The organism is Paraburkholderia rhizosphaerae, from assembly GCF_004366595.1.
Classification (GTDB): Bacteria; Pseudomonadota; Gammaproteobacteria; order Burkholderiales; family Burkholderiaceae; genus Paraburkholderia; species Paraburkholderia rhizosphaerae.
Genome location: NZ_SORE01000015.1, coordinates 1 through 22666 on the forward strand (window position 1 = coordinate 1; position 22666 = coordinate 22666).

Annotated in this window: 18 protein-coding genes, 2 tRNA genes and 1 pseudogene; 4 read left to right on the top strand and 17 right to left on the bottom strand. The window is 61.9% G+C overall.

Translation table 11 applies throughout. The features are described from left to right. Positions 1–293 precede the first annotated feature (293 nt). A complete protein-coding gene (locus BX592_RS19630) occupies positions 294–1082 on the top strand; it encodes a DUF1223 domain-containing protein (protein WP_134193576.1) in 789 nt (262 codons plus the stop codon). Positions 1083–1329: 247 nt separating this feature from the next. Further along, positions 1330–1407: pseudogene (locus BX592_RS34510) on the top strand (cytochrome P460 family protein); the annotation flags it as partial. Between the two features lie 179 nt (positions 1408–1586). Here the strand turns inward: BX592_RS34510 and BX592_RS19640 are convergent. Together BX592_RS19640 and gltX are read right to left on the bottom strand one after the other, a co-directional pair. Continuing rightward, positions 1587–1662, bottom strand: a tRNA-Ala gene (locus BX592_RS19640). 89 nt (positions 1663–1751) lie between these two features. Next, positions 1752–3173 carry a glutamate--tRNA ligase gene (gene gltX, locus BX592_RS19645; protein WP_134193578.1) on the bottom strand — a complete coding sequence of 474 codons (1422 nt, stop codon included), beginning with the start codon at positions 3171–3173 and terminating at the stop codon, positions 1752–1754. 419 nt (positions 3174–3592) lie between these two features. Between gltX and BX592_RS19650 the strand changes: the two genes are divergently transcribed. Beyond that, a complete protein-coding gene (locus BX592_RS19650) occupies positions 3593–4573 on the top strand; it encodes a patatin-like phospholipase family protein (RefSeq protein WP_243849632.1) in 981 nt (326 codons plus the stop codon). 215 nt (positions 4574–4788) lie between these two features. Here BX592_RS19650 and BX592_RS19655 read toward each other — a convergent pair whose 3' ends face one another. The 5 genes from BX592_RS19655 to BX592_RS19675 form a co-directional block, all read right to left on the bottom strand. Beyond that, a complete protein-coding gene (locus tag BX592_RS19655; protein ID WP_134193582.1) occupies positions 4789–5538 on the bottom strand; it encodes a C40 family peptidase in 750 nt (249 codons plus the stop codon). 121 nt (positions 5539–5659) lie between these two features. Beyond that, positions 5660–7300 (bottom strand): ABC transporter ATP-binding protein, encoded by a 1641-nt coding sequence (locus BX592_RS19660; RefSeq protein ID WP_134193856.1) that lies wholly within the window; start codon positions 7298–7300, stop codon positions 5660–5662. Positions 7301–7308: 8 nt separating this feature from the next. After that, positions 7309–8415 carry an ABC transporter permease gene (locus BX592_RS19665; protein WP_134193584.1) on the bottom strand — a complete coding sequence of 369 codons (1107 nt, stop codon included), beginning with the start codon at positions 8413–8415 and terminating at the stop codon, positions 7309–7311. Position 8416: 1 nt separating this feature from the next. Then, on the bottom strand, positions 8417–9457 hold the full coding sequence (locus tag BX592_RS19670; protein WP_134193586.1) for a microcin C ABC transporter permease YejB: 1041 nt from the start codon (positions 9455–9457) through the stop codon (positions 8417–8419). Positions 9458–9521: 64 nt separating this feature from the next. Then, positions 9522–11447, bottom strand: coding sequence for an extracellular solute-binding protein (locus BX592_RS19675; RefSeq protein ID WP_134193588.1), 1926 nt, complete (start codon positions 11445–11447; stop codon positions 9522–9524). Positions 11448–11727: 280 nt separating this feature from the next. On the opposite strand from BX592_RS19675, the gene fabI reads away from it, so the two are divergent. Next, a complete protein-coding gene (gene fabI / locus BX592_RS19680) occupies positions 11728–12519 on the top strand; it encodes an enoyl-ACP reductase FabI (protein ID WP_134193590.1) in 792 nt (263 codons plus the stop codon). Positions 12520–12667: 148 nt separating this feature from the next. Here the strand turns inward: fabI and BX592_RS19685 are convergent, their stop codons facing one another. The 10 genes from BX592_RS19685 to cysS form a co-directional block, all read right to left on the bottom strand. After that, positions 12668–13000: a hypothetical protein gene (locus BX592_RS19685; protein ID WP_134193592.1), complete on the bottom strand. Its 333-nt coding sequence runs from the start codon at positions 12998–13000 to the stop codon at positions 12668–12670. Positions 13001–13540: 540 nt separating this feature from the next. Further along, complete coding sequence (locus BX592_RS19690) at positions 13541–13855, bottom strand: hypothetical protein (RefSeq protein ID WP_134193594.1); 315 nt, start codon at positions 13853–13855, stop codon at positions 13541–13543. Next, the gene (locus BX592_RS19695; protein ID WP_134193596.1) at positions 13852–14115 is read right to left on the bottom strand and encodes a hypothetical protein; all 264 of its coding nucleotides are present in this window, start codon (positions 14113–14115) and stop codon (positions 13852–13854) included. The genes BX592_RS19690 and BX592_RS19695 overlap by 4 nt, the downstream gene beginning before the upstream one ends. Then, positions 14108–14557, bottom strand: a complete 450-nt coding sequence (locus BX592_RS19700) for a PAAR domain-containing protein (protein WP_134193598.1) — start codon at positions 14555–14557, stop codon at positions 14108–14110. Before BX592_RS19700 ends, BX592_RS19695 begins: the two co-directional genes overlap by 8 nt. Positions 14558–15035: 478 nt before the next feature. Next, positions 15036–15129 (bottom strand) — tRNA-Ser (locus tag BX592_RS19705). Positions 15130–15268: 139 nt separating this feature from the next. Beyond that, the gene (locus BX592_RS19710) at positions 15269–16519 is read right to left on the bottom strand and encodes an aspartate kinase (protein ID WP_134193600.1); all 1251 of its coding nucleotides are present in this window, start codon (positions 16517–16519) and stop codon (positions 15269–15271) included. A 657-nt stretch (positions 16520–17176) separates the two neighbouring features. Beyond that, entirely contained in the window at positions 17177–18652 is a 1476-nt protein-coding gene (gene tilS / locus BX592_RS19715; RefSeq protein WP_134193602.1) for a tRNA lysidine(34) synthetase TilS, read from the bottom strand. Between the two features lie 77 nt (positions 18653–18729). Further along, positions 18730–19701, bottom strand: a complete 972-nt coding sequence (locus tag BX592_RS19720; RefSeq protein ID WP_134193604.1) for an acetyl-CoA carboxylase carboxyltransferase subunit alpha — start codon at positions 19699–19701, stop codon at positions 18730–18732. 213 nt (positions 19702–19914) lie between these two features. Then, entirely contained in the window at positions 19915–20952 is a 1038-nt protein-coding gene (locus BX592_RS19725; protein ID WP_134193606.1) for a DNA-3-methyladenine glycosylase family protein, read from the bottom strand. A 47-nt stretch (positions 20953–20999) separates the two neighbouring features. After that, on the bottom strand, positions 21000–22397 hold the full coding sequence (cysS, locus tag BX592_RS19730) for a cysteine--tRNA ligase (RefSeq protein ID WP_134193608.1): 1398 nt from the start codon (positions 22395–22397) through the stop codon (positions 21000–21002). Between the last annotated feature and the right edge of the window lie 269 nt (positions 22398–22666).

Below are 22666 nucleotides of genomic sequence, written 5' to 3' on the forward strand. Positions count from 1 at the left end.
GAATCAGTTTGCTATTCTGTTTGGCGATCGATTCACGCAGGCGCGCGGCTAACGATTCCTTTAACCGCCTCACCCACAAAAATGCGGACAGGTTCATCGGGCGCGCGCATGCGCGCCTTTTTTGTATCGCAATGTATCCGTACACAGTCGCGATACGTAACGCCGTGCATCTGCAAGCGCATTCGCAGCATCGGCGCGGCCTTCTCTGCCCTGCCTCGCCGCGTCGTCGACATCAGCCGGATACAAGCGTACGTTCCAATGCGTGAACGAACAACGCTCTCTGGACAACGACCATGCGGGTATCCACTTGCTTTACGCACGCCGCACTTCTGATCTCAGGCATCGCCGTTACCGCGCACGCCGCGCCCGAGCGCGCCTGCAGTGTCGCCAGTCCCGCGCATCGCGTCGCGCTGGTCGAGCTTTATACGAGCGAAGGCTGCGACAGCTGCCCGCCCGCCGATAACTGGCTAGGCCAGTTGAACCGCGAACGACGTCACGACACGGTCGTGCCGCTTGCGCTGCACGTCGACTACTGGGACAACGCGGACTGGCGCGATCGCTTCGCGCAGCCCGCTTTCACCGCACGGCAGAAGTATCTGAGTTCGACGGCCGGCTCGGGCGTTGTCTACACACCGGCGATATTCGTCGGCGGACGCGAGGTGCGCGGCTGGTCCAGCGCGAAGAGCTTCAATGACCGTGTGCAGGAAGTCGGCGCGCAGCCGGCGCCCGTCGACATTCGGATTGGCGCGGCGGCATCGTCGTCCGGCACGATCGCGTTCGACGCGCGAATCGATGCGCGCACGCCGCTTCCCGGCGACGCGTTTGCGTATGTCGCCGTGTATGAAGATGGACTGCGCAGCGACGTCAAGGGCGGCGAGAACGCCGGCGCGACACTGCATCACGATCGCGTGACGCGCAACTGGCTCGGACCAGTGCCGATCGTCGGCGGCCACGCGCGGATTACCGGCACCTATGCGGCCAGTACAGCGAAACAAGGGGTGGTGGCGTTCGTGCAACGGCAGTCGACCGGCGAAGTGCTGCAAGCGGCCGACCTGCCCCAGTGCGGCGAGAGCGGGCGATAGCAGCGGCGGCGGCGCTCAACCGGTACGATAACGTCAGCATTCGCGATAGTTGCAAGCGCAACTGACCGATATCCACAGAAGAAAAAAGGAGCTCGACGATGAGTTGGACCGCAAGCGTGCTGCGAAGCGGAACTCGAACCGCGACGCGGACCAGGACGCGAAGCGGCTTCGTCGCCGCGGCGCTGATATCGCTTGCCTCCGCTTCGCTCCCATTGTCCTCGAGCGAAGCACACGCGCAAGCCGCGTGCAACATCAGACCTGCTTTGCGTGCCATCAGGCGCGCGTGAAGAATCACGATTTCGTGTTTACGCGGCTCGCGCCGTAGTCGCGTGATAAAAGCAGAAACGAGCGGCCGCAGTGGTCGCGCGGAAGCGGCGTCGACGGAACCGGCGTTGAAGAACCCAGTGCTGAAAAAAATAAAGCCCCGACGGATAGTTCGGGGCTTCTTCGCGGTACCGCGTGTCTGACTTCCTGACCTGTTCTGCAGACCTGTGTTGGCCTGTTTGGTGGAGGTAAGCGGGATCGAACCGCTGACCTCTTGCATGCCATGCAAGCGCTCTCCCAGCTGAGCTATACCCCCCTTGCAGAACAGAAGCGAGATTGTAGACACCAAATCCCGCTTTGTAAATACTTTCGTATTCGCGCGCCGCATTGCGCCCGTGCGGCGCTTTAGCCCAGCGCGTTGCCGATCCGGCGCACCACCGTATCGCGGCCGAACAGCATCAGCACGCTGTCGATCGACGGCGTATGCGTGGTGCCGGCCACCAGCAACCGCACCGGCATCGCAAGCTGCGGCATCTTCAGCTTGTGCGCGCCGAGCGTCGTTTTGAGCGCCGCCGCAATCGCTTCTTTCGTCCACTCGACAGTCTTCAGCGCATCGGCCAGATCAGCGAGCGCCGGACGTACCGCGTCGGTCACGTGCTGCGCGAGCGCGTCCGGCTCCGGGCTCGGCTCGCGATAGAACATCGCGGCATTCTCCGCGATCTCCTTTACCGTCGATGCGCGGTCCTTCAGCAGCCCGACCACGGCGGTCAGATCCGCGCCGCTCGCCAGCGCCGCTTCGTCGATACCGAGTTCCGCGAAGAATGGCCTGGCCAGACCCGCGAGGCGCGCGTTGTCCGCTTCCTTGATGTAGTGCGCATTCAGCCAGTTCAGCTTGCTGTGATCGTATTGCGCGGGCGACTTGCCGAGATGCTCGAGATCGAACCATTCGATCAGTTGCTCGCGCGAGAATATTTCGGCGTCGCCATGCGACCAGCCGAGGCGCGCGAGGTAGTTCAGCACCGCTTCCGGCAGATAGCCGGCATCGCGGTAGCCCACCACGCTCATCGCGCCGTGACGCTTGCTCATCTTCTCGCCCTGCTCGTTCAGCACGGTCGGCAGGTGCGCGTAGACCGGCACCTCGCCGCCCAGCGCGCGCAGGATGTTGATCTGGCGCGGCGTGTTGTTCACATGATCGTCACCGCGAATCACGTGCGTGATGCGCATATCGAGATCGTCGACGACCACGCAGAAGTTGTAGGTCGGCGTGCCGTCCGGGCGTGCGATCACCAGATCGTCGAGTTCCTCGTTCGAGATCTCGACACGGCCCTTCACCGCATCGTCCCATGCGACGACGCCCGTCAACGGGTTGCGAAAGCGCATGACCGGCTTCACGCCCGCCGGCGGTGTCGGCAACACCTTGCCGGGCTCCGGGCGCCACGTGCCGTCGTAGCGCGGCTTCAGGCCTGCCTCGCGCTGCCGCTCACGCAGCGCATCCAGTTCTTCGGTCGACATGTAGCACGGGTACGCAAGGCCCTGTTCGACCATCTGCTGCACCACTTCGCGGTAACGATCCATCCGCTGCATCTGATAGAACGGACCTTCGTCGAAATCGAGGCCGAGCCACGCCATCCCTTCGAGGATTGCGTCCACCGACTCGGCGGTCGAGCGCTCGACGTCCGTATCTTCGATGCGCAAAATGAACACGCCCTTCGACTTGCGCGCGAACGCCCACGGATACAGCGCGGAGCGGATGTTGCCGAGATGGATGAAGCCGGTCGGGCTCGGTGCGAAGCGGGTGCGGATGGAAGTGTGAGCGGAAGCGGTCATGAATGGTTACTCGAGGGCTCGGGCCGGCAAGCGGCGGCAATCAGACGGACGGCGACACGTGTGGCGCCGGGTGCGACATTGATGCACGCAGCCGGAACAGGCGAAACGCACACGCGGTGGCAGACGTATCCGGCGGTCGATCAAACCATCGATCGGACGGTCGGGACGTATGCGACGTACGAAACTGACCGAACGCGGCAAACAACACGATTCGCAGCACGATTCGCAGCACGATTCGCGTGGGCAACTGCGGCAAGCTTACCGCGCGGCGGCCAATGAAATGCGAAGAGGCGAATTATACCCGCGCAATACGGTGGAGATTGGGGATCGGGGTTTTTAGAGCGGAACCCTTTGTCGTGCGAGCGCTGCTTTGCATTATGATGTGCGCCGCAACCCGCATGCCGCTGCTGGAGAATTCGTTGAAACCGTCCTCGCCCCGTCTTTCGCGCCGCACCTTTTCGCTGGCTGCGGCATCGGCCGTGCTCAGCGCGTGCGCGCTGCCCGGTGGCAGCAAATCCGAACCGGAACCCGTCAAACCGTCCGACAGCACGGCCGCCAACACCGTGCCGCCCGCGTTGTCGACCACACCTCCGATCGTCAAGCCGCCGCGCCCGCTGCGCGTCGGCCTCGCGCTCGGCGGCGGCGCCGCGCGCGGCTTCGCGCATATCGGCGTGATCAAGGCGCTCGAGGCACGCAACATCCAGGTGGATCTGGTGTGCGGCACGAGTGCGGGCTCCGTGGTCGGTGCGCTTTACGCGTCGGGGATGAACGGCTTCGCGCTGAACCGGCTCGCGCTGAACATGGACGAGGCATCGATCAGCGACTGGGCCATGCCGTTTCGCACGCGCGGCTTTCTGCAAGGCGTCGCACTGCAAAACTATCTGAACAAAACGCTCGATAACCGGCCGATCGAAAAGATGGCGAAGCCGCTCGGCATCGTCGCGACCGATCTGAAAACCGGTCAGCCGATGCTGTTTCAACGCGGCAATGCCGGCATTGCGGTGCGCGCGTCATGCAGCGTGCCGTCGATCTTCGAGCCGGTGAAGATCGGCGTGCACGAGTATGTCGACGGTGGCCTCGTGAGCCCGGTGCCGGCGTCGTTCGCGCGCCGGATGGGCGCCGACTTTGTGATCGCGGTCGATATCTCGCAGCGTCCGGAAACGGGCCTCACGGACAGCTCGTTCGACGTGCTGATGCAAACCTTCACGATCATGGGCCAGACCATCAAGGCGTACGAGCTCGACAAGTATGCGGACGTCGTGATCCGCCCGAATCTGGCGGCGATGAGCGGCAGCGATTTCGGACAACGCAACGCCGCCATTCTCGCCGGCGAGGAAGCGGTCGCGAAGATCATGCCGGAATTGCAGCGCAAGCTGATCGCGAACCGTGTCGCGGTTTGACGTTTCAAGCGCCGTTTCACAGCTTCCACGGGTTTCGCGGGTTCTGCAGTTTCGCGGCGGTCTCCGCTCGTGTACCCGAAGCGTTGATTTCACAGGCGGCGTGCCGTAAAGGCAGCATAAAAACGAAAGGCCCGCTTCCGGTCAATTCCGGCAAAGCGGGCCTTTCGATATTCACACAACCAGCCGCCAGACTGCCGACAGCCAGCTAGCGACAGTTAGTTATCGCCGCCGATCGTCGCGCTCACGCGACGACGAAAGTCTTGCTGCTGGGCCGGCGAGAATGACGTCTCGACGCGACGCGCGCCGGTAAAACGCTTTTCCCAGTACGCGTCGTCCATATCGTCGACGCGGATCGTGCTGCCGGTCGACGGCGAGTGCACGAACTTGTTGTCGCCAATATAGATGCCGACGTGCGAGAACGTACGACGCATCGTGTTGAAGAACACGAGATCGCCCGGTTTCAGGTCAGCCACGCGGACCTTCTCGCCGACGCGGCTCATTTCCTCCGCACGACGCGGCAGCGCGAGACCGAGCGTGTCCTGGAACACGTAGCGCACGAAACCGCTGCAATCGAGCCCGGAATCCGGCGACGAGCCGCCCCAGCGGTAGCGCACGCCAATCAGATTCAGCGCGCCCACCACGACGTCGCCAGCCTTGCCGGCGACGCCGGAAAGGAACGAGCGGGCGCCGCTCGTGGTGCTTGGCGGCGTGTCGTTCGCTGCACTCGGTGCGCCACTGGTCGTGGTGCTGGAAACGCTATTGGACGAGTTGCTCGGGGAAAACGACGAAGGAATCAGGACGTTCAGCCCGGCGCCCGAGAAGCTGGCGGGGGTCGAAAACGAGGCATTCTGGTTAAAGCTGCTTGGTTCATCGGCGTTTGCGCCGGAAGCTGCCGCCATCAGTACGCCAATGAACATCCCGGCGACGACGCGCGTACAAGCCTGGGTGAAGGATCGGTGCTGCATTGGTCGGTAGATTTTGCCTAAGAATCAGCGGACTAGGAAAAAAGTTTGGTCGATACTAGCCAGTAAGTATTCAAGTGTCAAAAGGAATAGAAAAATACAATTGAGATCAGCATACAATTGGTTACAACAGTGAGTTTTCACCGCCAGACGCCGCGTCGAGCAGCTTTCGGGTGTAAGGATGCGTGGGAGACGCAAAAATTTTCTCAACGTCCCCCGCCTCGACTATCGATCCATTTTTCATCACTGCGACACGATGGGCCATTGCGCCGATTACCGCGAGGTCGTGGCTAATAAATATGAAGCCCAGGTTATATTTCTGCTGCAACCCCGTAAGCAGCTTTAACACCTGCTGCTGTATCGAGACATCGAGCGCGCTAGTCGGTTCATCGAGAATCAGAATGCGCGGCTCGAGAACCAGCGCACGGGCGATCGCGATGCGCTGCCGCTGACCGCCGGAGAACTCGTGCGGATAACGGTAGAGCGCAGTGCGGTCGATGCCGACCTCGCGCAGCACCGAAATCACCTTGTCGCGGCGCGCGGCCGGGCCCAGTTGCGGCCGATGCAGCGCGAGCCCTTCGCCGACAATCCGCTCGATCGTGTAGCGCGGCGACAGCGAGCTGAACGGGTCCTGAAACACGACCTGCAGATTCGAGCGCAGCGCGGTCTGCTCGCGGCCGCGGTAGCTGGCGAGCGCCCTGCCCTGAAATTCGATCGCGCCGTGAGTCGTGCGCTGCAGGCCGAGCAGCGCCATCGCGAGCGTCGACTTGCCCGAGCCCGACTCGCCGACGATGCCGAGCGTTTCGCCCTGGCGCACCGTGACCGTCGCGGCATCGACCGCGCGAAAGTGTCCGGCGCGGAACCAGCCGGAAAAGCCCGGCAGCTTCGTCTTGAAATCGACTGATATCTCGCGTGCGTCGAGCAACACCGGCGCGATCGGCAGCACCGGCACCACCGTGCGTTCGGGACGGCTTTGCAGCAACCGCTGCGTGTACGGATGCTGCGGCGCCTCGAACAATTGCTCGACCGGCCCGCTTTCGACCAGCACGCCCTTCTGCATCACCGCGACGCGTTGCGCGAAGCGGCGCACCAGGTTCAGGTCGTGCGTGATCAGCAGGATGGCCATGCCACGCTCTTGCGCTTCTTCGCGTTGCAGGTCGAGCAGCAACTCGACAATCTGCGCGCGAATCGTCACGTCGAGCGCGGTGGTGGGTTCGTCCGCGAGCAGCAGACGTGGCCGGCACGCGAGCGCCATCGCGATCATCGCGCGCTGCCGCTGGCCGCCCGACAGCTGATGGGGATAGCTGTTGACCCGCTTGCCGGGTTCCGCAATACCGGTGTGCGCGAGCAGTTCGACGGCGCGCTTGCGCGCGTCCGCAGCGGATACGCCGTCATGCAGCACGATCGTTTCCGCGATCTGCTCGCCGATCGTATAGAGCGGGTTCAACGCGGTCATCGGCTCCTGGAAGATCATCGCGATATCGGAGCCGCGTAGCCCGCGCATCGCACGCTCGCTTTTCGCGAGCAGATCTTCGCCGTTGAAACGGATCGCACCGCTGGTCTGTGCATCCTGCAGCAACCGTAGGATGGATAGCGCGGTCACGCTTTTACCCGAGCCCGATTCGCCGACCAGCGCCACGCGTTCGCCGCGACCGATCGAAAACGAGATGTCGTTGACCGCGAGGGTGTCGCCGAAACTCACGCGCAGGCGTTCGACTTCGAGCAGCGGCCCGCCTGAGGTCCGATCGCCCGCCTGGCCTTGCATCACGTCGGTCACTGATTGCCTCCGGCGCGCATCGCATCGGAGATGCGTGTGTCGAGCGCATTACGCAGCGCATCGCCCATAAACGTCAGCAGCAGCAGCGTGAGCACCAGCACGCAGAACGTCGATAGCGAGATCCACCACGCGTCGAGGTTCGCCTTGCCCTGCGACAGCAGTTCGCCGAGGCTCGGCGTCGGCGGCGGTACGCCCAGGCCGAGGAAGTCGAGGCTCGTCAGCGCGAGAATCGCGCCGCTCATCCGGAACGGCAGGAACGTGATGACCGGCGTCAGGCTGTTCGGCAGCACATGGCGCCAGATAATCTGCCAGTTCGACAGCCCCATCGCGCGCGCCGCGCGCACATAGTCCTGTTGCCGGTTGCGCAGAAACTCCGCGCGCACATAGTCGGACAGACCGATCCAGCCGAACAGCGACAGCAGCACGATCAGCAGGATAAAGCCCGGCTCGAAGATCGACGCGAAGATGATCAGCAGATACAGCTCCGGCAGCGCGGCCCAGATTTCGATCAACCGCTGCCCGATGATATCGGTCTTGCCGCCGAAAAAGCCTTGCACCGCGCCCGCTAACACGCCAAGCAGCGTGCCGATCGCGGTCAGCACAAGCGCGAATTCGACCGATACACGAAAGCCGTACACGAGCCTTGCGAGCAGATCGCGGCCCTGTTCGTCGGTGCCCAGCCAGTTATCGCGCGACGGCGGCGCCGGGTTCGGCACCTTCGAGAAGTAATTCAGCGTGTCGTAGTAGTACGGATTCGGCGGATAGACCGCGAAGTTGCCATTCAGATCGAAACGATGCCGGATGTACGGGTCGAGATAGTCGGCCGGGGTCGGGAAGTCGCCGCCGAACGCGGTTTCAGGGTAAGTATTGAACAGCGGGAAATACAGATGGCCCTCGTAGCGGACCACCAGCGGCTTGTCGTTGCACCACAGCGGCGCCGCCAGGCTCGCCGCGAACGCCACGACAAAGACGATCAAGCTCCAGTAGCCAAGCCGCTGCTGCCTGAAACGCAGCCACACGCGACGGGCCGGTGAAGGCGAGACGAAGGCGCGCGCCGGCGTATCGCGCGAGATCGGTTCGGCATCGGTACGCACGCGGCTCAAGTCAGCGCTCCAGTTGTTCGAATTGAATGCGCGGGTCGACCCACACGTAGCACAGATCGGAAATCAGCTTCGTCACGAGCCCGATCAGCGTGAACAGATACAGCGTGCCGAGCACGACCGGATAGTCGCGCCGCATCACCGATTCATATGACAGCAGGCCCAGGCCGTCGAGCGAGAACAGCGTCTCGATCAGCAGGCTGCCGGTGAAGAATGCGCCGATAAACGCGGCCGGAAAACCCACCACGAGCGGCAGCAGCGCATTGCGGAAGATATGCTTCCACAGCACGCGCCGTTCGGAGAGCCCTTTCGCGCGCGCGGTCAGCACATACTGCTTGCGGATCTCGTCGAGGAACGCGTTTTTTGTCAGCATTGTCACGACCGCGAAGCTGCCGACCACCGACGCGACGATCGGCAGCGTGATGTGCCACAGGTAGTCGAGAATCTTGCCGCCGATGCTCAACTGTGCCCAGTTGTCGGATACGAGATTGCGCAGCGGAAACAGCTGCAGAAAACTGCCGCCGCCGAACAGCACGAGCAGCAGCACGCCGAGCACGAAACCTGGAATTGCATAGCCGATCAGCACGATCAGACTCGTCGCGACGTCGAACCGCGTGCCGTTGCGTACCGCCTTCGCGATGCCGAGCGGAATGGATATCAGATAGGTCAGGAAAAACGTCCAGAGCCCGATGCTGATCGACACCGGCAGCTTCGATACGATCAACGACCATACGCTCTGGTGGCGGAAATAGCTGTCGCCGAGATCGAAACGCGAGAAGCGCTTGAGCATCAGCCAGTAGCGCTCGAGCGGCGGTTTGTCGAAGCCATAGAGCGCCTTCAGTTGCGCAACCTGCTGCGCGTCGACGCCGGAATGCGCGCGCAACCCGAACGGTGCGCCGCCTTCCGCGTTGTTCCGGCGCAGTTCATGTACCGCCTGCTCGACCGGGCCGCCGGGCACGAACTGGATCACCGCGAAGGTGACCGTCAGCACACCGATCAGCGTCGGGATCATCAGCAGCAGACGTTTGAGGATGTAACTCCACATGGCGGCAACCTGGTGTGGTGAGGCGGTCGATCAGAACACTTCGTGAAACGGGCGTGACGTCGGACTAACGGTTGGCGTGCGTTGGCGTTGGCGCATCGCCCGCCTGCTGTGCCGCTTGCGGCGGCGCGAACCACCACATCGACACGATCCACCCTTCCGCCGAATAGTACAGCGGCAAGGTCTTCGGCCATGCGAGCCCGCGCTTGTACGCGATGCGATGCGTCGCGCTATACCATTGCGGCACCACATAGTAACCATGCAACAGCACACGGTCGAGCGCATGCGTCGCGTCGGTCAGCTGCTCGAGCGTCTGCGCGCCGACCAGCGCGCGAAGAATCGCATCGACGGCCGGTGACTTGAGACCGATCAGATTGCCCGAGCCCGGCTCGTCAGCGGCCTTGCTGCCGAAGCGATCGACCATATCGGCGCCGGGCACCTGCACGTCCGGATAGCGCAGCGTCGTCACGTCGAAGTCGAATGCGTCGAGCCGCTTCTGGTAGACCGCGAAATCGCTGACGCGCAGGCGCGCGACGATGCCGAGCTTTTGCAGGTTACGGATATACGCGGCAATAATCGGCTCGAAACTCTGCGCGGAGCCGGAGTCGTCGAGAATCTCGAACTCGAACGGCTCGCCTTTCGCATTACGCAGCGCGCCATCGCGATAGGTCCAGCCCGCTTGCGCGAGCAGTTCACGCGCTTTCAAGAGGTTCGCGCGCAGCGAGCCGGGCGGATCGGTATCCGGCTGCGTCGGCGGCAAGCCGAACACCGACGGGTCAAGCTGCGCGCGGTACGGCTCGAGCAGTTTCAATTCGCCCGGCGACGGCAGACCCTTCGCCTGCCAGTCGGTGTTCACGAAGAAACTGTCGATCCGCTTGTACTGGTTGTAGAACAGTTGCCGGTTGAGCCACTGGAAATCGAGTGCGAGATCGAGCGCCTTGCGCACTCGCACGTCCTGGAACAGCGGCCGCCGCTGGTTCAGGATAAAGCCCTGCATGCCGGTGCCGTTGTGCTGCGGGAACTCGCGCTTGATCAGTTCGCCGCTGTCGAAGCGCTTGCCGACATCGCGCCGCACCCAGCTGCGCGCGACGTACTCGACGAGCGCGTCGTATTCGCCCGCCTTGAACGCTTCGAGACGCGCGGTCGAGTCGCCGTACAGCTTGTATTGGATCCGCTCGAAGTTGAACATGCCGGCGCGCACCGGCAGATTCGAGCCCCAGTAGTTCGGGTCGCGCTTGTACGTGATGTTGCGGCCATTGTCGTTATGCTCGATCAGGTACGGTCCGCTGCCGATCGGCGTTTCAAACGCGAGCTGATCGAATGCCGTGCGGCTGCCGTCGGGCTTTACCCCCCACTTGCGCGAGAACACCGGCATGCTGCCCGCGAGCAGTGGCAACTCGCGGTTTCGCTGGCGGAACTCGAAGCGGATCGTTCCAGGGTCAACCACGACCGCGCGCGTGATGTCTGCGAAATATGCGGCGTATTGCGGCGCGGCCTTCGGACTTTTTAGCGTGTCGAACGAGAACTTCACGTCGTCGGCGCTCACCGGGTCGCCGTTCGAAAAATGCGCACGAGGATTGATGTGAAACGTAGTCGACAAGCCGTCGGGCGCGATGTCGATGTCGTCCGCAAGCAAGCCGTACGCACTGGCGACCTCGTCCGAACTGCCGGTCGTCAGGCTTTCGAATAGCAGGTCGATGCCGGGCGCCGCATTGCCGCGCAGCGTGAACGGATTGAACTTGTCGAAGCCCGTCTGCCGGTTCGGATTGGCCAGCACCAACGTGCCGCCCTTTGGCGCATCCGGGTTCACATAGTCGAAGTGCTTGAAGTCCGGGGGATACTTCGGCTGGCCATATTGCGCAATGGCATACGCAGCGAAGGCGGGCTGCGCGAACATCAGCGCCGCAAACAGTAAGCCGCACGCTGCGAATAGTGCGGACCACCCGCTTCGGCGCGCCGCGCTATGCGCATCGGTCGGGTTTGCGCGCGACATGCAGCGCGTCTTCGCGAAACGTGCGTTGCGCCGTTGCGCATCAATGCTTGCCGCATCGCGCGCTCCAGCATGAGCGTCCCCGCCCGACAGCAAAGGAATCACAGAGCGCAACACCTCGCGGTGTGGTCCAAGCCGTCGTGAGCCAAGCGTCATAGCTGATGTGCCTTAATGGAAAGCGCGCGAAGAACGGGCAGTTGCAATGTGAGAGAATTCTACCCAAAATCCCCCGCGCATCCGCACCGGGCGGTCATGCGGCGCACCGACCTCATTAGGAGAATTCATGGGCTTCCTCGCTGGCAAACGTATCCTGCTGACAGGCTTGCTGTCCAATCGTTCCATCGCTTATGGCATCGCACAGGCCTGCAAGCGTGAAGGCGCCGAACTCGCGTTCACGTATGTCGGTGAGCGCTTCAAGGATCGCATCACCGAGTTCGCCAGCGAGTTCGGCAGCAATCTGGTATTTCCTTGCGATGTCGCGGAGGACGAGCAGATCGACGCGCTGTTTACGTCGTTGAAGCAGCACTGGGATAGCCTCGACGGCCTCGTGCACTCGATCGGCTTTGCACCGCGCGAGGCGATCGCCGGCGACTTCCTCGAAGGGGTCACGCGCGAGAACTTCCGCATTGCGCACGATATTTCCGCATACAGCTTCGCCGCGCTCGCGAAGGCCGCGCAACCGATGCTGTCGAACGACGCCGCGTTGCTTACCCTGACCTACCTCGGCTCGGAGCGCGTGGTTCCTAACTACAACACAATGGGTCTCGCGAAGGCGTCGCTCGAAGCAAGCGTGCGTTATCTCGCCGTATCGCTCGGCGGCAAGGGCGTGCGCGTGAACGGCATTTCGGCGGGCCCGATCAAGACGCTCGCGGCAAGCGGCATCAAGGGCTTCGGCAAGATTCTCGATTTCGTCGAAGACAACGCGCCGCTCAAGCGCAATGTGACGATCGAACAGGTCGGCAATACGGCGGCCTTCCTGCTGTCGGATCTGGCAGCGGGTGTCACTGCAGAGATTCTGCACGTCGACAGCGGCTTCAATTCGGTGGTCGGCGGGATGACGGTCGCCGCGGAGTGACCACCGCGTTCGAACCGGTTGCACAGCCGCGTACGTCGTTGTGTGTGCAACCGATATGAAAAACCGCCCTGCAGGGCGGTTTTTCTTTGTTAGTCGACTTTTGGCATGATGTCCGGCGCAGCCATCCTACGCTGCGCGCGGGCGATGCTTAGTGCCAGTGGCCGTGACCGCGGTCGTGGCCGTACCCGTGGCCGCGGCCATGATGGCGATACCACTCGTCACGCCCCCAGTAGCGGCGGCCGTCCCAGTAACGATCGCCGTGCCAGCCGATAAAGATCGCGGGTGCCGCCACATACGGCCCCGGTTGGTACACGACCGGCGGCGGAGGCGGCGGCGGTGCGTACACCGGAGCCGGCGCGACGTAAACCGGTGCGGGAATGCCGATGTTAACGCCAAGATTCACTCCTCCAGCCATCGCCGCACTCGACGCGCCGATTGCAAGCGCACCGATCAATAACGGAATAAGACGCGTGGTCTTCATGTGTTCACCTATTTTGCGAGTGTGTGTGTTCGTGTTGTCGACTACCTGTGTCTCAATATAACAAACGGACGGGGACCGCATATTTCAACTTTGTAATAACTGATGCACAAAAGCGCGTCTTTGTACCTGCTGTAACGTTCAGTTACACGCGATAGCTTTTTGTGACGCAACGGCGCATCGCGACCGTTGTGCGACATATCGGCAGCATCGTCAAAAACTTGACAGAGGGCTTGCGTGGCCTAACGCCGTGGTTCTTACGGTCGCGTCCGCTTGGGCATTTACTCGTCCGAACGCAGGTTCGTCCTGTCCGTGTCGACCGCTGATTCACTATGGCATCCCAGGCAATCCCGGATTTTGCGCGAGTGCCAGGAGGAATAGCGGCGAGTGCCAAGCGTGCCCCGGCCGCGAGGTGTAGCGCGAGATGCCGCGTCACGATGTACGTGTTGCAATCACGCGACAAACAGAAACCTGCGAATGGAACGAGCCCCGAAAGTCCGACAACGGCTTGCGGGGTAAGGAAGGCATCTTAAAGGCTATCTGCTACAAGTAACCCGGAATTTTTGACTTGCAATCCCGAAGAGCTGGGGCGCTGTCATCAGCAATTCCAAAACGGTATTTGCAGTAATCGGCGAAGCTCGCACGATCGGACGGCGGCAACTTTTCGATTGGCATATCGTCACCTTCGTTGGCGAAAGGATCATAGAACTCCATCTGGAGCGTCGGATATCGCTTAACAAAGAAAGTCGTCTGCACTTCGTGATCGAGATATGACCGCACGAAGCCTGTGTACGAAACCATGGCAGCGCCAACGCATACGATGACAATCACTATCCGCCATTTATGCAATGCACTCATGGCGCACTCAATCCCGTCGATTTCCGGAGGTCCTTTACGAGTTTCATACCAACGTTACCCGGGCAGATTTTCCCTTCATCAAGTTGCCCCGGAAACTCCCTGTGGCCTCCAAGCGTATTGATGTAGAAAAAGTCCTGCAAAATGCGAATAAAGATTTCAATTGCCCGTTTCTGTGCTTCGGGTACCGCTGACTGCCGGTTCAAGCCGAGGCTATTGAAAAATTTCCGGACTTTTGCAACGCCATCGTTGCCTTCAGCCACGTCCGTGAGATTTTCCAGCAATACAACGCCAATTACCCGGTTCACCCGTGATACTGTCCAGCACGTAGAACCAGCATGCATGTTGTTCCCGCTTACTCGACCCAGCATCCCGCTGATCGAACGGACTGGACGCGCTCAGGCTGTCCGGGCGGCTATCGCTTTGATAAACATCGATCCAAACGCCGGGATTTATCCCAACCATCACCCGGTTCCTTCCACACGGGCACAGCACACGGTCACCGTCAATGACAACGTCACGCGTGCCTTCCGACATCCCCTTGCCCGTGCCGAAAATCTTGTGCGCCCCTTTGCAGTTCCCACAGGTGGCTTCGTCACCGCTCAGCGCGATTTTTTCGTTGTTGTCATGAATCGTCGACGAATGTGCAATAACGAATCCGCCCGTCGTTGTCGGGTCGCCATTCCGAATTGCTGCCTTACGCATAGGTGCTGTCTCCGATTGCAACGTTTGACAGTCTGCGGGGGTACGTGGGGTTGAGTCGCCCGGAATTCGCTTCGCCCCGATATGCAACGCGTTTCGCAAGCCCGATGCACCCCGTGCACGCGCCAATTTTGTTGGAGAAATCGGCTGTTTGATCGTTTTGCTGTTCCCGCATGGATTCACGCTCCCTTGAATTGGATAGGAGAATCGAACGCTAAGGCAGATCGCTACCCGTGTGTGTCAAGAATTGACATTTCGCCATCCTGATTAACCAGGGCGCAAAACAAACTGTGTCAGACATGGGTTTGCGCCGACCACTTAGCCAATCGGGCGTGGCGAAAGCGAGACAGATTTCGGGCAGCGATATCTCGACAACCGGCGGCATACAGCTTTTGCCGACAATGGCGGAATGCGAGCGCAGAAAAACAAAACCCCGTAAGTCCTAGAACTTACGGGGTTCCACCGCCATATACCGAGGTACTGGCGGAGACGGAGGGATTCGAACCCTCGATCCAGGTTTTGGCCCAGATGCTCCCTTAGCAGGGGAGTGCCTTCGACCTCTCGGCCACGTCTCCCAAACCTTCGCTCGCGCCAGGGAGGCAGCGCGACGAAGCCAAGATGATAGCGGGTTCACGATGACAGGTCAATTTCCCTGGCACAATTTTTATGCCAGCCATGTCACCGCAATGTCATCGCCGAAGCGAAGCGAACGGATCAAGCCTGATCGAGTTCGAACGCCTTATGCAGCGCGCGCACGGCGAGCTCCATGTATTTCTCGTCGATCAGCACTGAGATCTTGATTTCGGAGGTCGAAATCATCTGGATGTTGATACCCTCTTCCGACAGCGTGCGGAACATCTTGCTCGCAATGCCGACGTGCGAACGCATGCCGACACCGACGACCGACACTTTCGACACCTTCGGGTCGCCGAGCACCTGCTCCGCGGAAATATGGCCCTTCACCTGATTCGTGAGGATTTCCATCGCGCGCTGATAATCGCCGCGGCCGACCGTGAACGTGAACGCCGTTTTGCCTTCGACGCTCTGGTTCTGAATGATCATGTCGACGTCGATATTCGCTTCGGCGATCGGACCGAGAATCTGATATGCGATGCCCGGCTTGTCGGGCACACCCATCACGGCGATGCGGGCTTCGTCCCGCTGGAATGCAATGCCGGAGATGACTGCTTTTTCCATGGTCTCGTCTTCTTCAAAAGTAATCAGGGTGCCGGAGGTCATTTCAGTGTCGAGCGGCATTAGCGGATCGGTCAGGCTGGACAGCACCCGCGTCTTCACCTGATATTTGCCCGCGAATTCCACCGAGCGGATTTGCAGGACCTTCGAGCCGAGGCTCGCCATTTCCAGCATTTCCTCGAAGGTCACGCGATCGAGCCGGCGCGCTTCTTCGACCACACGCGGATCCGTCGTATAGACACCATCGACGTCCGTGTAAATCAGGCATTCGTCCGCTTTCAGCGCCGCCGCCACCGCCACCGCCGAAGTGTCGGAGCCGCCGCGGCCAAGCGTCGTGATGTGGCCTTCCGGATCGATACCCTGGAAACCGGTGATCACGACCACCTTGCCCGCATCGAGGTCGCGCAGCACGCGTTCGCCATCGATGTCGTTGATACGCGCTTTGGTGAACGCGCTGTCAGTTTTGACCGGCACTTGCCAACCGGTGTAGCTGACCGCGTCGACGCCCGCGTCGTGCAGTGCGATGGACAGCAGACCGACGCTGACCTGCTCGCCGGTCGACGCAATCATGTCGAGTTCGCGCGGGCTCGGCTGCGGCGAAATTTCTTTCGCGAGACCCAGCAGGCGGTTCGTTTCGCCGGACATCGCGGACGGCACGACGACCATTCGGTGGCCTGCCTTGTGCCATTTCGCGACGCGCTTCGCGACGTTCTTGATGCGCTCAACCGAGCCCATCGAGGTGCCGCCGTATTTGTGTACGATGAGTGCCATTGTCGATTCAAATCATAGGGAGAGCCCAGGCTCGCGGCGCCAGCACGCTTAAAACGGGCCGCACACAGCTGGGAGCACAACGTTCGGGAACGACGGCAAGGTGTGCGGCGCGGAACTCAGCGCCTGCGCTTCGCGCGCGGATTTGCCCTGCGACCCGCTTGTTGGGCGGCGCCTTCACCAGTTGAGAGACCGGCTGGTTGACCGCCAAATCACGCGGCCGGACGTCGCCGATCACCGCAGGGAAGAGCTGAAAAGCGCTGAAAAGCGCTGGAGCGAGCGTCTCGGAAGCAGACGGGCCCGATCATGTCGAACGGGCGCGAACAAGTGGCACAGCGGGGACCTCTCTTCAGGACCGCCGATCGCACCACCCTGTGCGCCCGATGCAAGCCCTGTAGGACCTGTGGCGACGGTGGTGCGGCTGCTGGAGCGCTTGTGGTACTCGACTCGACTTGTGCAACCCGCGTTCGACCCGCATCAATTCGCGCGCATTCGACCCGCGCGTTTGACTTGCATTCAACTCTTCAACCCGACCGTGAATTCGACCCGAGGGCCGGAAAACGCGTGCGAAGCAGGTTTGGGCAAACAAGATACCCTACCTGAAGCCGCGCGAATTGACAAGTCGAGCGTATCGCAAACGCTTGTGCGGAAAGGGTTTCTTCACGCGATCAGCAGATCTTCCCGCCAGTCGATTCGAATCCGGCGTTCGGCGGCGCCGCCCTGCTCGTCCGCGCGCTGCACGACTTTCGCGCGATTCGCGTGCAACGCATCGAGCGCCGTCAGGTTCACGCCAAGCAACGGCACGAAGAGCAGCAGATCGTCGACGAAGAGCAGCGGCACATCGCGTTTCCACGACGGCACGCCCCGCTCCTGAAACAGATTCTTCAGCGTGCGGCTCGGTCCGTGCGCGTCGCAACGCATACGCTCGCCGCCGCTGCGTGCGCGCACCCGCAACCGCTGGTTCGTCAGCAGCGTCGCGGGAATCGCGGCGGCCGGCTCAGCGGCGAGCGGATCGCCCGCCGCGACTTCGGTGAACACGAACGTGCCGCGCCATGCCGGCAGCCGCCAGACCGGCTCGCCGCGCCATGTCAATTCGCTGACGGGCCGCTCGATTAGCGCGGTTTCGTCAGCGGGGTCGCCGCTGTCGCCCGCCTCCCAATAAATCTGCCCGCGGTAGCTGCGCAGCGTCTGACCCGCGTGATCGACACGCAAACCATGGTCGTCGTGCACGTCGCGCAACTGCCGCAGCGCGTCGGTGAGCCGTGCGGTCGACGCGGCCGGCAAACCGAGCGCACGCATCCAGTAGCGCAGCAGATTCAGCGCGCGCTCGTCGCCGAATGCGAGCAGCGCATCGCGCGACAGCGATTGACCGTCTTCACTCGCCACTGCCTGCAGATCCAGACGCGCGAGTTCGTCGACGAGCCGTTGTGCCGCGGCCGCATGCGCGGCCGTCCGCGCCAATGCATCGCGAAAGCCGGGAAAGTGCACGGCCAGTTGCGGCAGCACGTGGTGACGCAATGCATTGCGGGCAAAGCGCGTATCGGCATTCGATTCGTCGTCGATCCAGCGCAACGCGCGCGCGCGCGCATAGTCCTCAAGCTGCGCGCGCAACACATGCAGCAACGGCCGCACACGCGTGACGGCCGCACCCGCCGGCCGATACTCGGGCGCCATCGCCGCAAGGCCCGCGAGACCCGCGCCGCGCAGCAATTGCAGCAACACGGTTTCGGCCTGATCGTCCGCGTGTTGCGCGAGCCAGATGCGCCGTACGTGTTCGCTGTCGCACAGCGCATCGAGCGCACGATAACGTGCATCGCGCGCCGCCGCCTCGAGACTCACGCCCGGGTCTCGACGCACATCGACGTGCCGCGCCGCAAACGACACGCCGAGCGCCGCCGCGTGCTCTTCGCAATGCGCAAGCCATCGGTCCGCATTCGCGCTGAGGCCATGATGAATATGAAACGCGACGCAGCGTGCCGCGCCGGCGATGCGCACCGTCGCATCGAGCAGCACGGTCGAATCGAGACCGCCGCTGTACGCGATCGCAATGCGCGCATCCGCCGGCTCCTGCGCAAGCGCGGCGCCGAGCGCATCGAGTACGATGCGCTCGGCGGAAGGATCAGTGGGAGTAGTCACGACGAGTGGCCAGGCGAGTCAACGCGACGAGTGCACAGAAAGGTGCATCAAGCGCCGCGTGACGCGCAGGCGCCGGATCATGCACCCGGTGTCGTTTCCTTGAATTTGCCGTACGCCATCAGCCGTTCGAAACGGCGCTGGCGCAAATCATTGACGCTCATACCCTGAAACTGGCGCAGCGAATCCGCGAGTGCGCGACGCAATAGCGCGGCCATCCCCTTCGGATCGCGATGCGCGCCGCCGAGCGGTTCGTTGACGATCTTGTCGATCAACGACAGCGCCTTCAGACGATGCGCAGTCAAACCGAGCGCTTCGGCCGCTTCCGGCGCTTTTGCGGCGCTCTTCCATAGAATCGATGCGCAGCCCTCCGGCGAGATTACCGAATAGGTCGAGAACTGCAGCATCAACACGCTGTCGCCGACCGCGACCGCGAGCGCGCCGCCCGAACCGCCTTCACCGATGATCGTCGCGATGATCGGCGTTTTCAGCTCGGCCATCACATACAGATTGCGGCCGATCGCTTCCGACTGGCCGCGCTCTTCAGCACCGATACCGGGATACGCGCCGGGCGTGTCGATAAACGTAAAAAGCGGCAAGCCGAATTTCTCGGCAAGCCGCATCAAACGCTCAGCCTTTCGATAGCCTTCGGGTCGCGGCATGCCGAAATTGCGCAGCGCGCGCTCTTTCGTATCGCGCCCTTTCTGATGACCGATCACCATGCATGGCTGGCCGTTGAAACGCGCGAGGCCGCCGACGATCGACAGATCGTCCGCATACGAGCGGTCGCCATGCAGTTCGTGGAAATCGGTGAACAGCTCGTTCACGTAATCGAGCGTGTAAGGGCGCTGCGGATGACGCGCGATTTGCGACACCTGCCACGGCGACAGGTTCGCGTAGAGATCCTTCGTGAGCTGCTGGCTCTTCTTCGACAGCCGCTCGATTTCTTCCGAAATATCGACGGCCGAATCGTCCTGCACGAAGCGCAATTCTTCGATTTTCGCTTCGAGCTCGGCGATCGGCTGCTCGAAATCCAGAAAGGTGGTCTTCATTGGTTTTTAATCCTTCGACTTACCGGCAGCGCGTATTCTAACCGCGCCCGCCGCTGTCAAAACCATCCCAAAACTATTGAATTTCAATGTTTGATAGCGCTCGCTCAAGGCCGCCTGGAAGCCCGTTTGTGGTGGCCTTCCGCAGCGATGCGGCCGCGCATCACGTTCGACGCGTGCGCGCATCGAACTCCGTTTCGCTCACACGCATCACCGCTATTCCTCCACCGCCAGCGGATCGAGACTACGCCACATGTACCACGTCGCGACAGTACGCCACGGTTCCCAGTTCGCGGCAACCTCACGCGCTTCGCTGCGCGTAACCGGCTCCCCGCTGAAATAGTTGACGCTGATCGCGCGGATCAGACCGAGGTCGTCAAGCGGCAGCACATCCGGACGCGACAGATTGAAGATCAGGAACATCTCCGCAGTCCAGCGGCCGATGCCGCGAATCTGCGTGAGCTCCGCGATCACGGCTTCGTCGTCCATCGACGCCCACTTGCCGATGTGCAACGCGCCCGATACAAAGTGTTGCGCGAGATCGAGAATGTACTCGGTCTTGCGCTTCGACAACCCGCACGCAATCAGTTTGGCCGCACCGAGTTTGATGATCTGCTGCGGCACGAGCTTCGGGCACGCGCTCTCGATGCGCCCCCACACCGCCTGCGCGGTCGCGACGGAAATCTGCTGACCGACCACCGAACGCGCGAGCGTGACGAACGAATCGCCGCGGCTCAACAGATGCACGGGGCCGAACTTCGGAATCAGCTTCTTCAGAATGCGGTCCCGTTTCACGAGATCCGCGCACGCCTTGTCCCAATACGCAGGCCGCGTGACTTCCGGCGCGAGACCGCCGATCTGCACCGGCACAGCAACTTCGGTGTCGACGGACGCACGCGACTTGCGCACGACCTCGCCGTCGTGCAGCGTATCCGCTTCGAAAGCCTGCTCGTTGCCGGCGAGTTCCGCCGGCAGTTCGCCGTTACCACTGTGGCCGCTTTGGCCTTTCGCAGCGCGCGAGCGCGACGTTCTCACCGCCGCCGGTTCAACCGGCCCCGCCGCGCCGTTCGACACACGCTTCGCGGTTTTGCGCGGCGCTGTCTGTGCGCCGGCCTTGACGGATGCCGACACAGACTTGCCTGCCGTCTTTGCCGCGCTCTTCGCCGCGCTGTCCGCGCGAGCTCGTTTGACTGCAGATGCCGTTCTGGTTTGAGACGCGGCACGCTTAGCCGGCGTCTTCGTGGCCGTTGCCATCCTGCCTCCTGCCTGGCGAATCGATCAGTGGGAAAGACGAGGTGCGTTCAAACGCGCCGCCACTCGGTCAACCCGCCGGGTTTGTCTTCAAGTGCAACCCCGGCTTCGAGCAACTCAGCGCGAATCCGGTCTGCCTCGGCATAGTTTTTAGCTTGCTTCGCTGCGACGCGCGCGGCAATCTTCGCCTCGATCTGCGCCACCTCGAGCCCACCCTCTTTCATACTACCCGTCGCTTCCTGCAGGAACACGCGTGGCTCGCGGCCAAGGAAACCGATTACATTGGCGAGCCCACGCAATTGCCGTGCGAGTGCAGCGTCGCGCGTGCGGTTCACTTCACTCACGAGTTCGAACAACACTGCGATCGCGACCGGCGTATTGAAGTCGTCGTTCATCGCGTCGTGAAAACGCTGCGCGTAGGCTTCGTTCCAGTCGAGCGGCGCACTGTCCGCGTTCACGTCTTTCAATGCGGTGTAAAGACGTGTGAGTGCACTGCGTGCATCGTCGAGATGCGCGTCGCTATAGTTGAGCGGCGAACGGTAGTGTGCACGCGCGATGAAGAACCGCACAACTTCGGCGTCGTATTGCGCGAGCACCTCGCGGATCGTGAAGAAGTTGCCGAGCGATTTCGACATCTTCTCGTTGTCGATCTGCACATAGCCGTTGTGCATCCAGTAGTTGACAAACGTCTGCCCTGTCGCGGCTTCGCTCTGCGCGAGCTCGTTCTCATGGTGCGGAAACTGCAAGTCCTGTCCGCCGCCGTGAATGTCGAAGTGTTCGCCCAGCAATGTGCAGCCCATCGCCGAGCATTCGATGTGCCAGCCGGGACGGCCGCGCCCATACTTCGAATCCCAACCGGTATCGGCGGGCTCGCCGGGCTTCGATTGCTTCCACAGCACGAAGTCGAGCGGGTCCTGCTTCGCATCGTTCGCGGCGACGCGCTCGCCCGCGCGCAAATCTTCGAGCGACTTGCCCGACAGCCTGCCGTAGTTCGCGAATTTGCGCACCGCGTAGTTTACGTCGCCATCGGCCGCCTGATACGCGAAGCCGTTCGCTTCAAGACGATCGATCATCGACAGCATCTGTGGAATGAATTCGGTCGCGCGGGGCTCCAGATCCGGACGCTGCACACCGAGCGCTTCAGCGTCTTCGTGCATCGCCTGAATGAAACGCTCAGTCAGCGATTTGATCGTTTCGCCGTTCTCGACCGCGCGACGGATGATCTTGTCGTCGATGTCGGTGATGTTCTGTACGTACGTTACGTTGTAACCGAGCACGCGCAGCCAGCGTTGCACGATGTCGAACACCACCATCACGCGCGCATGGCCGATATGACAGTAGTCGTAGACGGTCATCCCGCACACGTACATGCGCACCACGCCGTCTTGCAGTGGCACGAAAGTTTGCTTGTCACGCGCGAGCGTGTTGTAGATGCGCAGTGATTCCATAGAGAACGATGCGTGGGCCGACAGAGATCCGCGTTGTGCTCTTTCACGCCGCGCCCTGATGCGAACGTGCTCCACAAGCGACAACGGGCGAGTGGCGGTAACGGACGCACGGTGCGACAACATGTTCGGCGGTGTGACCGCAGATTCGCGGAGACCCGTGGAGAACCGATCGAGCACGCGTGAGACTCAATATAAGCCCAACACAAACTCATCGGAAACCGATCGCGCACCGGGGGCGGCGATCACACTGCCGGCAAAGCGGAGACGAC

Coding starts and splice junctions, on each gene's coding strand:
- BX592_RS19675 (WP_134193588.1), bottom strand. CDS start 11,447: ATGTCGCGCGCAAACCCGACCGATGCGCATAGCGCGGCGCGCCGAAGC.
- BX592_RS19690 (WP_134193594.1), bottom strand. CDS start 13,855: ATGAGTGCATTGCATAAATGGCGGATAGTGATTGTCATCGTATGCGTT.
- BX592_RS19710 (WP_134193600.1), bottom strand. CDS start 16,519: ATGGCACTCATCGTACACAAATACGGCGGCACCTCGATGGGCTCGGTT.
- BX592_RS19670 (WP_134193586.1), bottom strand. CDS start 9,457: ATGTGGAGTTACATCCTCAAACGTCTGCTGCTGATGATCCCGACGCTG.
- BX592_RS19700 (WP_134193598.1), bottom strand. CDS start 14,557: ATGCGTAAGGCAGCAATTCGGAATGGCGACCCGACAACGACGGGCGGA.
- BX592_RS19685 (WP_134193592.1), bottom strand. CDS start 13,000: ATGAAGACCACGCGTCTTATTCCGTTATTGATCGGTGCGCTTGCAATC.
- BX592_RS19655 (WP_134193582.1), bottom strand. CDS start 5,538: ATGCAGCACCGATCCTTCACCCAGGCTTGTACGCGCGTCGTCGCCGGG.
- BX592_RS19630 (WP_134193576.1), top strand. CDS start 294: ATGCGGGTATCCACTTGCTTTACGCACGCCGCACTTCTGATCTCAGGC.
- BX592_RS19660 (WP_134193856.1), bottom strand. CDS start 7,300: ATGCAAGGCCAGGCGGGCGATCGGACCTCAGGCGGGCCGCTGCTCGAA.
- BX592_RS19720 (WP_134193604.1), bottom strand. CDS start 19,701: ATGAAGACCACCTTTCTGGATTTCGAGCAGCCGATCGCCGAGCTCGAA.
- gltX (WP_134193578.1), bottom strand. CDS start 3,173: ATGACCGCTTCCGCTCACACTTCCATCCGCACCCGCTTCGCACCGAGC.
- fabI (WP_134193590.1), top strand. CDS start 11,728: ATGGGCTTCCTCGCTGGCAAACGTATCCTGCTGACAGGCTTGCTGTCC.
- BX592_RS19725 (WP_134193606.1), bottom strand. CDS start 20,952: ATGGCAACGGCCACGAAGACGCCGGCTAAGCGTGCCGCGTCTCAAACC.
- cysS (WP_134193608.1), bottom strand. CDS start 22,397: ATGGAATCACTGCGCATCTACAACACGCTCGCGCGTGACAAGCAAACT.